General features: G+C 48.4%; 4 protein-coding genes and 3 rRNA genes. 5 read left to right on the plus strand and 2 right to left on the minus strand.

Annotated elements, in window-relative coordinates:
- Positions 1 to 393 precede the first annotated feature (393 nt).
- The 3 genes from MHB85_RS03615 (at position 394) to rrf (ending at position 5,417) form a co-directional block, all read left to right on the plus strand.
- Positions 394 to 1,946, plus strand: a 16S ribosomal RNA gene (locus MHB85_RS03615).
- Between the two features lie 345 nt (positions 1,947 to 2,291).
- Positions 2,292 to 5,217, plus strand: a 23S ribosomal RNA gene (locus MHB85_RS03620).
- Between the two features lie 83 nt (positions 5,218 to 5,300).
- A 5S ribosomal RNA gene (gene rrf / locus MHB85_RS03625) occupies positions 5,301 to 5,417 on the plus strand.
- The 16S, 23S and 5S rRNA genes sit together here, the layout of an rRNA operon.
- 181 nt (positions 5,418 to 5,598) lie before the next feature.
- Here the strand turns inward: rrf and MHB85_RS03630 are convergent.
- Complete coding sequence (locus MHB85_RS03630) at positions 5,599 to 6,153, minus strand: NADPH-dependent FMN reductase (protein WP_192135951.1); 555 nt, start codon at positions 6,151 to 6,153, stop codon at positions 5,599 to 5,601.
- A gap of 301 nt (positions 6,154 to 6,454) precedes the next feature.
- Here MHB85_RS03630 and MHB85_RS03635 point away from each other — a divergent pair, with 301 nt between their 5' ends.
- Positions 6,455 to 7,459 (plus strand): ketoacyl-ACP synthase III, encoded by a 1,005-nt coding sequence (locus MHB85_RS03635; protein ID WP_192135953.1) that lies wholly within the window; start codon positions 6,455 to 6,457, stop codon positions 7,457 to 7,459.
- A gap of 155 nt (positions 7,460 to 7,614) precedes the next feature.
- Here the strand turns inward: MHB85_RS03635 and MHB85_RS03640 are convergent, their stop codons facing one another.
- Positions 7,615 to 9,549, minus strand: coding sequence for an amidase family protein (locus tag MHB85_RS03640; RefSeq protein ID WP_192135955.1), 1,935 nt, complete (start codon positions 9,547 to 9,549; stop codon positions 7,615 to 7,617).
- Between the two features lie 372 nt (positions 9,550 to 9,921).
- Between MHB85_RS03640 and MHB85_RS03645 the strand changes: the two genes are divergently transcribed.
- The gene (locus tag MHB85_RS03645) at positions 9,922 to 12,051 is read left to right on the plus strand and encodes a DNA topoisomerase III (RefSeq protein ID WP_192135957.1); all 2,130 of its coding nucleotides are present in this window, start codon (positions 9,922 to 9,924) and stop codon (positions 12,049 to 12,051) included.
- The last annotated feature ends 39 nt before the right edge of the window (positions 12,052 to 12,090 follow it).

Raw genomic sequence — 12,090 nt, forward strand, 5'->3', positions numbered from 1 at the left:
GCTAAAAGGACAGCAGGGAACTTATTTTATAAGATTTAATGTTTTTCGAAAAAAGACTTGCGTTCCGTAGCTGTACATGGTATATTCTATTTCCGGCCAAAAAAACACGAGATACACGGTGCGGCAAGCGGTTGAAATAAGCTTCGAAAGAAACTTAAAAAAAGAGCTTGCAAAGTTGGTTCGGACATGATATTATATAAGAGTTGCTGAAGATAACAACATTCGGTAACGAAACAAGTTTGATCTTTGAAAACTGAACAACGAGTGAGTAAACATTCTGCTTGCAGAATGAACGCGAAAGTTGAGACAAGCTTTGGCTTGGATCGACTGGAGCACAAATGAGATTTTTAATCTCGTCAGATTCAAAATGAGCTTATCGCTCTTTTCAATACTTTATTGGAGAGTTTGATCCTGGCTCAGGACGAACGCTGGCGGCATGCCTAATACATGCAAGTCGAGCGGACTTGATGAGAAGCTTGCTTCTCTGATGGTTAGCGGCGGACGGGTGAGTAACACGTAGGCAACCTGCCCTCAAGTTTGGGACAACTACCGGAAACGGTAGCTAATACCGAATAATTGTTTTCTTCGCCTGAAGGAAACTGGAAAGACGGAGCAATCTGTCACTTGGGGATGGGCCTGCGGCGCATTAGCTAGTTGGTGAGGTAACGGCTCACCAAGGCGACGATGCGTAGCCGACCTGAGAGGGTGATCGGCCACACTGGGACTGAGACACGGCCCAGACTCCTACGGGAGGCAGCAGTAGGGAATCTTCCGCAATGGGCGAAAGCCTGACGGAGCAATGCCGCGTGAGTGATGAAGGTTTTCGGATCGTAAAGCTCTGTTGCCAGGGAAGAACGCTTGGGAGAGTAACTGCTCTCAAGGTGACGGTACCTGAGAAGAAAGCCCCGGCTAACTACGTGCCAGCAGCCGCGGTAATACGTAGGGGGCAAGCGTTGTCCGGAATTATTGGGCGTAAAGCGCGCGCAGGCGGTCATTTAAGTCTGGTGTTTAATCCCGGGGCTCAACCCCGGATCGCACTGGAAACTGGGTGACTTGAGTGCAGAAGAGGAGAGTGGAATTCCACGTGTAGCGGTGAAATGCGTAGATATGTGGAGGAACACCAGTGGCGAAGGCGACTCTCTGGGCTGTAACTGACGCTGAGGCGCGAAAGCGTGGGGAGCAAACAGGATTAGATACCCTGGTAGTCCACGCCGTAAACGATGAGTGCTAGGTGTTAGGGGTTTCGATACCCTTGGTGCCGAAGTTAACACATTAAGCACTCCGCCTGGGGAGTACGGTCGCAAGACTGAAACTCAAAGGAATTGACGGGGACCCGCACAAGCAGTGGAGTATGTGGTTTAATTCGAAGCAACGCGAAGAACCTTACCAGGTCTTGACATCCCTTTGACCGGTACAGAGATGTACCTTTCCTTCGGGACAGAGGAGACAGGTGGTGCATGGTTGTCGTCAGCTCGTGTCGTGAGATGTTGGGTTAAGTCCCGCAACGAGCGCAACCCTTATATTTAGTTGCCAGCACTTCGGGTGGGCACTCTAGATAGACTGCCGGTGACAAACCGGAGGAAGGTGGGGATGACGTCAAATCATCATGCCCCTTATGACCTGGGCTACACACGTACTACAATGGCCGGTACAACGGGCTGCGAAATCGCGAGATGGAGCCAATCCCAACAAAGCCGGTCTCAGTTCGGATTGCAGGCTGCAACTCGCCTGCATGAAGTCGGAATTGCTAGTAATCGCGGATCAGCATGCCGCGGTGAATACGTTCCCGGGTCTTGTACACACCGCCCGTCACACCACGAGAGTTTATAACACCCGAAGTCGGTGGGGTAACCGCAAGGAGCCAGCCGCCGAAGGTGGGATAGATGATTGGGGTGAAGTCGTAACAAGGTAGCCGTATCGGAAGGTGCGGCTGGATCACCTCCTTTCTATGGAGAATCGTTTCCTGCAACGGAAACATTCAAATATAAGTCTTCAGGAAGCATGCTTCCGAAGCGAGCTTTACTTCGTAAAGCTTTTAACTCACTCGTTGTTCGGTTTTGAGAGCTCAAACTCTCAAACAGCTTGCTTTTGCATGGAGCTTGTTCTTTGAAAACTAGATATCGAAACGAAACAAACGCGAATTAGAACATTCCTTTTTAGCTGAACTTGTGTTAAACAAGTTTAATAAATTGGTACTTAATTGCTTTTGCGATGGTATTGGATGGGAGTGACTTTTGGCTTTGGACGTAGTCCAAAACAAGGGAAGCGAGCAGCCAAAACCGGAGCAAACTGGTTAAGCTACTAAGAGCACACGGAGGATGCCTAGGCGCTAGGAGCCGATGAAGGACGTGGCGAACAACGAAACTGCCTCGGGGAGCTGTAAGCAAGCTTTGATCCGGGGGTGTCCGAATGGGGAAACCCAGCTGGGGTAATTTCCAGTTACTCACAACTGAATACATAGGTTGTGCAGAGGCATACCAGGGGAACTGAAACATCTAAGTACCCTGAGGAAGAGAAAACAATAGTGATTCCGTCAGTAGCGGCGAGCGAACGCGGAGAAGCCCAAACCAAGGAGCTTGCTCTTTGGGGTTGTGGGACGTCTCACATGGAGTTACAAAGGAGTCAGTTAAACGAAGAGGTCTGGAAAGGCCCGCCAAAGAAGGTAAAAGCCCTGTAATTGAAAGTTGACTCTCTCCGAGACGGATCCCGAGTAGTGCGGGGCACGTGAAACCCCGTATGAATCCGGCAGGACCATCTGCCAAGGCTAAATACTTCCTAGCGACCGATAGTGAAGCAGTACCGTGAGGGAAAGGTGAAAAGCACCCCGGAAGGGGAGTGAAATAGAACCTGAAACCGTGTGCTTACAAAAAGTCAGAGCCCGTTTTAGGGGTGATGGCGTGCCTTTTGTAGAATGAACCGGCGAGTTACGTTCCCGTGCAAGGTTAAGGTGAAGAGCCGGAGCCGCAGCGAAAGCGAGTCTGAATAGGGCGACTTAGTACGTGGACGTAGACCCGAAACCGGGTGATCTACCCCTGTCCAGGGTGAAGGTGCGGTAACACGCACTGGAGGCCCGAACCCACGCATGTTGAAAAATGCGGGGATGAGGTGGGGGTAGCGGAGAAATTCCAATCGAACTCGGAGATAGCTGGTTCTCCCCGAAATAGCTTTAGGGCTAGCCTCGGAAAACAGAGTCGTGGAGGTAGAGCACTGATTGGGTGCGGGGCCCGCAAGGGTTACCAAGCTCAGTCAAACTCCGAATGCCATAGACTTACTTCCGGGAGTCAGACAGTGAGTGCTAAGATCCATTGTCAAAAGGGAAACAGCCCAGACCATCAGCTAAGGTCCCCAAGTGTGTGTTAAGTGGGAAAGGATGTGGAGTTGCACAGACAACCAGGATGTTGGCTTAGAAGCAGCCACCATTGAAAGAGTGCGTAATAGCTCACTGGTCGAGTGACTCTGCGCCGAAAATGTAACGGGGCTAAACACACCACCGAAGCTATGGCTTGATGCTATGCATCAGGGGTAGGGGAGCGTTGTATAAGGGTTGAAGGTGTACCGTAAGGAGCGCTGGACATTATACAAGTGAGAATGCCGGTATGAGTAACGAAAAGATCAGTGAGAATCTGATCCGCCGAAAGCCTAAGGGTTCCTGAGGAAGGCTCGTCCGCTCAGGGTAAGTCGGGACCTAAGGCGAGGCCGAAAGGCGTAGTCGAAGGACAACAGGTCGAAATTCCTGTACCACCGTAAGCCGTTATGAGCAATGGGGGGACGCAGTAGGGTAGTGACGCGGACTGATGGATGTCCGTCTAAGCAGTAAGGCTGATGTGTAGGCAAATCCGCACATTGTAAGGCTGAGCTGTGATGGGGAGCGAAAATTGTAGTAGCGAAGGTCATGATCTCACACTGCCAAGAAAAGCCTCTAGCCAGGTGAAGGTGCCCGTACCGCAAACCGACACAGGTAGGCGAGAAGAGTATTCTAAGGCGCGCGGAAGAACTCTCGTTAAGGAACTCGGCAAAATGACCCCGTAACTTCGGGAGAAGGGGTGCCCCGGTAGTGTGAATAGCACGAGGGGGCCGCAGTGAAAAGGCCCAAGCGACTGTTTAGCAAAAACACAGGTCTGTGCGAAGCCGTAAGGCGAAGTATACGGGCTGACGCCTGCCCGGTGCTGGAAGGTTAAGGGGAGTGGTTAGGAGCAATCCGAAGCTGTGAACCGAAGCCCCAGTAAACGGCGGCCGTAACTATAACGGTCCTAAGGTAGCGAAATTCCTTGTCAGGTAAATTCTGACCCGCACGAATGGCGTAACGACTTGGGCGCTGTCTCAACGAGAGATCCGGTGAAATTTTAATACCTGTGAAGATGCAGGTTACCCGCGACAAGACGGAAAGACCCCATGGAGCTTTACTGCAGCTTGATATTGAATTTGGGTACGATCTGTACAGGATAGGTGGGAGCCTTTGAAGCATGAGCGCCAGCTTGTGTGGAGGCAACGTTGGGATACCACCCTGATCGTATCTAGGTTCTAACCTGGTACCGTAATCCGGTGCGGGGACAGTGTCAGGTGGGCAGTTTGACTGGGGCGGTCGCCTCCTAAAGAGTAACGGAGGCGCCCAAAGGTTCCCTCAGAATGGTTGGAAATCATTCGAAGAGTGCAAAGGCATAAGGGAGCTTGACTGCGAGACCTACAAGTCGAGCAGGGACGAAAGTCGGGCTTAGTGATCCGGTGGTACCGCATGGAAGGGCCATCGCTCAACGGATAAAAGCTACCCTGGGGATAACAGGCTTATCTCCCCCAAGAGTCCACATCGACGGGGAGGTTTGGCACCTCGATGTCGGCTCATCGCATCCTGGGGCTGAAGTAGGTCCCAAGGGTTGGGCTGTTCGCCCATTAAAGCGGTACGCGAGCTGGGTTCAGAACGTCGTGAGACAGTTCGGTCCCTATCTGTCGTGGGCGTAGGAAATTTGAGAGGAGCTGTCCTTAGTACGAGAGGACCGGGATGGACGTACCGCTGGTGTACCAGTTGTTCCGCCAGGAGCACCGCTGGGTAGCTATGTACGGACGGGATAAACGCTGAAAGCATCTAAGCGTGAAGCCCCCCTCAAGATGAGATTTCCCAGTATGTAAGACCCCTTGAAGACGACGAGGTAGATAGGCTGGGGGTGGAAGTGCAGCAATGCATGGAGCTGACCAGTACTAATCGGTCGAGGGCTTATCCAAATATGCAAGTGATAAATCGCATGTTTCGTTTCGAATCTAGTTTTCAGAGAACAACAACTCTGAAATGTAAGTTAAGCTATGCGTTTGGTGGCGATGGCGGAGGGGTTCCACACGTACCCATCCCGAACACGACCGTTAAGCCCTCTAGCGCCGATGGTACTTGGACCGCAGGGTCCTGGGAGAGTAGGACGCCGCCAAGCAATAGGAAGACACACTTGATGATATCGAGTGTGTCTTTTTTATTTTAATCCTAAATACGTATATAAACCTTAACAGCCCTGGTAAATAACCAAGGCTGTTTTTTTATTTCAATATTTATGAGAATGTTAAATAACTTTAAAAGGATCATTTCTCTATCATCGATTTAAGTACAACATCTGTCTAGCCTTTCATTTGATTGCAAGCATCCTCAAGGATTGAAAGGGAGTTCTGCAATGCATGCTGGGTTTCCGAATCAATGATGACGCCTTGTTTGTTCATTTTCAATGTAATATGAGGAATGGTTAAACAGCCCTCCTGTAGAACTTGTGCATTGATCATGTTTAGTGTCAGCAATAAGGAAGCATGGGCTTTGTTACCTCCCATGGGGCTTGGGGAAGCAGCGATGACAATAGTGGGTTTATGGAGCCATTCTCCAGAAGATACAACCCAATCTAATGCATTTTTTAAGACCCCGGGAACGCCATTTCCATACTCTGGCGTGCAGATAAGGACACCGTCCGAATGCTTAAGTTGGGCTCTCAAGTTCTGTACGGACACTGGACCCTCCTCGACATCGAGGTCAGGGTTAAAATGCGGCAGATCATTTAATCCCTCATATACTTCAAACTTAAGGTTAGTGTGAGCGAGTTTAATTATGGCGTGCATTAGTAATGTATTGGAGGACTGATTGCGCAGACTTCCGGAAATGGCAAGGATATTTAATTCTTTTTTCATGGATATAGATCATCTCTATTCTTTAGTAATGTAGGGCAATTTGTTTATTTTCCTCCTGTTGGAATGAGCTGTCTATAAAAAACGCATATAATTAAGGCATTCTTCATGTTAGTCAGGGGATATTCACAATTCTTCATCAAAAATGCATGCCATCGTTTGTATTGCCCTGGGTAATAGAATGAAGAGATCATTTTAAAATAAACAACTAACGAAAGAATCATAATAAATATTTTATAAAATTAGTACCAAGTACTAAGACTTAGTGCTATAATGATAAAAAACAAGTGAGGTGACTACCGGTATGAATCATCAATCAAAGGCAACCATCACGGCAATGGGGACGTATGTACCGGATCGAATATTAACGAATGCTGATCTGGAGAAATTAGTGGAGACTAGTGACGAATGGATTGTGCAACGTACAGGCATGAGAGAACGGCGAATTGCAGCTGAAGATCAATTTGTATCTGACCTGGCTACAAAGGCTGTAGAAGATATGATACGTCGTTATGATGTGAGTGTAGAAGATGTGGATATGATCCTTGTGGCTACAAGTACACCTGAATATGCTTTCCCAAGTACGGCATCCAGAGTACAGGCTAATCTTAAGATCCCACACACGGGTGTACTGGATTTAAATGCTGCATGCGCAGGTTTTACCTACGGACTACAGCTTGCTGACAGTCTGGTGACCAGTGGAATGTACCGCAAAGTACTGGTTATTGGAGCAGAGACATTATCCAAAATTACGGATTATACAGACCGTACAACTTGTGTACTGTTTGGTGATGGAGCGGGGGCCTTCTTGGTGGAGAGATCATCGGGTGCTGAAGGTGACTTTATGGCAGCCGTATCAGGTACACATGGAGAAGGCGGTGTACATCTCTATAAGACTGGCTTATCTTCTGAGATGAATGGTGTGCCTTTACAGGGTGAGGGATGTCTTGTCCAGAATGGCAGAGAGATTTATAAGTGGGCTGTACGGACGATCCCAGAGCAATTGGATAAGCTGATAACAAAAGCTGAATTAAGCCCTGACCAGATTGACTGGTTTGTCCCGCATAGTGCAAATATGAGAATGATTGAAGCTGTTTGCGAACGTGGTCCTGTTCCTTTGGAACGTACGTTAACCAGTGTCGAGTATCGTGGGAACACATCGGCTGCTTCCATTCCGCTTGCTTTACAGCTTGCAGTGGATGAAGGAAAATTGAAAGAAGGACAGAGCGTAGCTCTCTTTGGCTTTGGCGGTGGTCTGACGTACGCAGGTCTGGTACTGAGATGGGGCGTGCCGGACAAGGTTCAGTAATGAGTAACATACGATTGTATGCAACACAAAAATAAATAGAGAAATTAAAATAGACCACCCAAACTTCATGCAGTCATGAAGATGGTGGTCTATTTCCTGAGTTAACTCGTTTTAATTCTTTGTGTTAACAGGAAATGCTTAATCCCATAAATATTTTACGGCGTAAGTTTTGGGGCTTGACGGTGGTGAGTTCCTTGTTCGTAGCTGTACGCTAGCTTGATCAAAGTTCCTTCATCAAAAGCACGGCCCAGGAATTCCATGCCTACAGGCAGACCATCGGTTGTGAAACCAGCAGGAACCGTGATCGCCGGGAAGCCGGAGAACGGACTCAAACGGTTGTTACCACCGGAGTTTTGTCCTTCGCCAATAACACCAGCGGCTTGTGTGGACGTAGGATAGATGATGGCATCCAGATTATTATCTGCCATTACTTTCAGCAAGGATTCACGTGTAACTTGGGTACGTTTCAGGACGATGTCCTTATATTCGGTAGTCTCCAGGTTTTGGCGTGCATCCCGAGCCTTCATGGATTGTTCTTGGGACTTATCAAACTCTCCGGAAGCGATGATCTCGGACAGACTGTGATATGGAGCATCTGCACCCAATGATTCCAGATAGTCATTCAGCTGGAACTTGAATTCATATCCACTAAGGCTTGGGTATTTGTTGATCTCGGCCAAGTTCGGGATAGAAATTGGAACTGCGATAGCGCCAAGTGACTTCAATTCTTCCACAGCTGTGTTGATCACGTCAGCAACGGCTTTTTCTTCAGCTTTAGTACTTGGGATGAGTTCTGTAGCCACACCGATGCGTGCACCTTTCAGTCCGTTTACATCCAGGAAGTCTGTATAGCTGGAAGGGATTTTTCCAACCGCGTAAGCTGTAGCGACATCCTTTTTATCATATCCGGCTGTAGCATCCAGCATGATTGCGGCATCACTTACGGTACGAGCCATTGGTCCACCGACATCCTGTGTCAAAGCCAATGGAATAATGCCTTCACGGCTAGACAGTCCGATGGTTGGGCGGATACCCACAAGGCTGTTGAAGCTGGATGGGATTCGGATTGAACCGCCAGTGTCTGTACCCATGCCGGCTGCGGCAAAGTTAGATGCAATGGCAGCACCTGTTCCACCGCTTGAGCCACCTGGATAATGGTCCAGGGCGTAAGGGTTAAGTGTTTGTCCACCCAATGAGCTGGATGTCGTGATGCCAAATGCGAATTCATGCAGGTTTGTTTTGCCCAAAATAATGGCGCCAGCTGCTTTGAGTTTCTTCACTTGTTCAGCATCGTGAGCAGGAATGGAATCTTTCAGACAGATACAGCCAGCAGTTGTCGGCATGTCATTGGTATCGAAATTGTCTTTCACCAGAATCGGAACGCCATGAAGTGGTCCGCGGGCACCTTGAGCTGTACGTTCTTCATCCAATTGCTCCGCAATTTGGAGCGCATCCGGGTTCAGGGTTAATACGGCGTTGATGCTTACACCTTGATCATCGTATTTTTCAATGCGGTCCAGATATTTCTGAACCAGTTCTTTTGATGTCAGTTTTCCTTGCGTCATTGCGGCCTGGAGATCCATAATGGTTGCTTCCTCCAGGACAAACGGTTTTATGTAATTATAGATGCGGTCTTTCAGTATGGAGAGGTCATTCTCGGTAAGTACAGCGTTTGGAAGGAAGAGGGATTCCGTATAGCCTTTCATCAATCCCGCAGTGTTCAATGCACCAACAGCACTTGAGAAAGTGGATTCATCCGGGACATCCTTGAATGATTCGGTAGCCGAATCCAGCTTGAGCCATTGTTGCAAAGCAACCGCAGCATCTTTACGTTGCACGGTTGTGCCGGAGAGTTTGTCCATGGTAAAAGGAACACCTGCAAGTGTTGCCGCTTCTTCCATGGCCTGAACAAATGCTGCCGGAGTAACAGGCGCTTTTCCTTTGGGTACAGCAGCTACTATTGTTTTACTCGTAGACGTTGCCGTTGCGGCTGATGCCGAAGGCACCGTTCCTCCCCATGTTGTGGCAACAACAGCTCCCGCCAGTAACAAAGCCCCACTTTTTTTCAATACAGATCCATGATAAGTCATGCATCCACGCTCCCTTCCTGTGTCTCATTGATGTGTGCTAGCAGCGATTCTGTTTCTATGCTTTTGACACATTGTATAGTTATGTCAGGTAATCTTACAATGTTTATATTTATCCAAAAAAACGTATACATCAATATTGATCAGTATAAAACCTTATTCATGCTTCTATTTACGTGAGCTCAGGAAAACTATTAATTATTATAATGTGAGTAAATATGACATCGATTCGATATATTGATTAAACATGAGGTTACAGGATACGAGTAGATTAGGAAGTAGAGATGACAGAGCATACCTTTCGTGTGAAATGATATAATGAAAAGATAGGAATAAAAGAGACATAACGTTCTACCAGAGAGGAAGAGATATGAATTGAAGACATTGGTACTCGCAGAAAAACCGTCTGTGGCACGCGAAATAGCCAGAGTTATGGGTGCACGTGATAAACATAAAAGTTATATGGAAGGCCCGAAATATATCGTTACCTGGGCGCTTGGACATCTGGTTGGATTAGCTGAACCGGAGGATTACGACAAAAAGTATGCAACATGGAATCTGGAGGACCTGCCCATTCTGCCAGAGCGTACGAAACTGAAGGTACTTAAAGAGACCAACCATCAATATAAAGCCGTCCAGCAGTTGATGAAACGTCAGGATGTAGGTGAGCTGGTCATTGCTACGGATGCGGCCCGTGAGGGAGAATTGCTGGCCCGTTGGATCATGCAGATGGCGGGGTGGAAAAAATCGTTCAAACGTCTGTGGATTTCGTCCCAGACAGATAAGGCGATCAAAGACGGATTTGCTTCGCTGAAGCCAGGCAGTCAGTTCGACCGTCTCTATGAATCAGCACGTTGCCGGGCCGAGGCCGACTGGATGATTGGACTTAACGTGACCCGTGCGCTAACCGTTCGTTTCAATGCACAGTTGTCTGCTGGACGGGTACAAACTCCGACCTTGGGCATGATTATGGATAGAGAAAATGAAATTAATGGTTTCCGCTCGCAGGAGTATGAGACGTTAACGACAGATTTGGGTGATTTTCAGGCTGTTTGGCGGGCAGCAGGGGGAGATTCACGCATTTTTGACCCTCAAGAAATGCAAGAATTGAAGAAGCGGGTAGACGGGCGCAAGGGCACGATTGCCCAGGTGAAGAAAAGCGAGAAAGTAGAGCCGCATCCATTGGCATATGACCTGACAGAACTGCAACGGGATGCCAACCGGAAATATGGTTTCTCGGCAAAGCAAACATCAAATGTCCTGCAACGTCTGTATGAACAGCACAAACTTGTGACGTACCCACGTACGGACAGCCGGTACCTGACTGCCGACATGACAGCTACATTGAAAGAACGTCTGGACAGTGTAGCCATTGGACCTTATGCGTCTCTGGCACGTCCTTTGCTGCGCAAAAATCTGAATATCACCAAACGTATTGTGGATGACAGCAAAGTGACCGATCACCATGCCATTATCCCCACGGAGCAAACGGTACTTCTGAATCAATTGAACCCGGAGGAACGCAAATTGTACGATCTGATCGTACGTCGTTTTATCAGCCTGTTCTATCCGGCAGCGAAGTACGATTCCGTTGCAATCACGGTGCAGGTGGGGAATGATTCCTTTCATGTCAAAGGTACAACGGTGAAAGAAAGCGGATGGCGTGAAGTATACGGCGGCGATTACAGCGATGATGACGATGACCGTACTGATGATGCAGCAGACCATGAGCGTGCGCTTTTGCCAGATGTGCAGCAAGGACAGTCCGTGACGGTTCAGCGTTGTCATATTAAAAGTGGACGGACGATGCCGCCCAAACGGTATACCGAAGCTGCTTTGCTTTCCCAGATGGAAAAGCATGGACTCGGTACTCCGGCTACACGTGCGGATATTATCGAGAAGCTGGTCAGTTCCGATACAATAGATCGTCAAGGCAACAGCATGCACCCGACTGGCAAAGGAAAACAGTTGATTGAACTGGCTGCTCCGCAGCTTCGTACACCGGATCTGACTGCTCGCTGGGAGGCTGAGTTGGAACGAATTGCGCGTGGGCAAGGGAAACCAGGACCGTTCCTGGATAGTATTCGTTCAATGGCGAAAGAGCTGGTGTCTACGGTAAAAGGCAGCAAAGCAGAGTACAAGCCACATAATGTGTCCAATAGCCATTGCCCGGACTGTAACGCACGGTTGTTGGAGAAGAAAGGCAAGCGAGGCAAGTTTCTTGTATGTCCTACCGAGGACTGTGGATATCGTCGTTCGGCAGAGAAAAGATTGTCCAATCGTCGTTGTGCGCAGTGCCACAAAAAGATGGAAATCAAAGAAGGCAAGGCGGGGTTATACGTACAATGTCTACCTTGTGGTATTACAGAAACGTTGGATAAGGACAAACAGCATGTGAACAAACGCGATCAGCAAAAGCTGGTAAAACAATATGCGAAACAGGAGTCCATTGGGTCTAACCTTGGAGATTTGCTGAAGGCGGCTATGGAGAAAAAGGGAAAGTAACACGCTTGAGGTAGTTGAGGTCGTACCTCGTGCACTACG

The organism is Paenibacillus sp. FSL K6-4396, assembly GCF_038002525.1.
GTDB lineage: Bacteria > Bacillota > Bacilli > Paenibacillales > Paenibacillaceae > Paenibacillus > Paenibacillus amylolyticus_B.

What these genes read in the sequence shown, in the direction of transcription:
- MHB85_RS03640 (WP_192135955.1), bottom strand. Translation starts at nt 9,549, where the DNA reads ATGACTTATCATGGATCTGTATTGAAAAAAAGTGGGGCTTTGTTACTG.
- MHB85_RS03630 (WP_192135951.1), bottom strand. Translation starts at nt 6,153, where the DNA reads ATGAAAAAAGAATTAAATATCCTTGCCATTTCCGGAAGTCTGCGCAAT.
- MHB85_RS03635 (WP_192135953.1), top strand. Translation starts at nt 6,455, where the DNA reads ATGAATCATCAATCAAAGGCAACCATCACGGCAATGGGGACGTATGTA.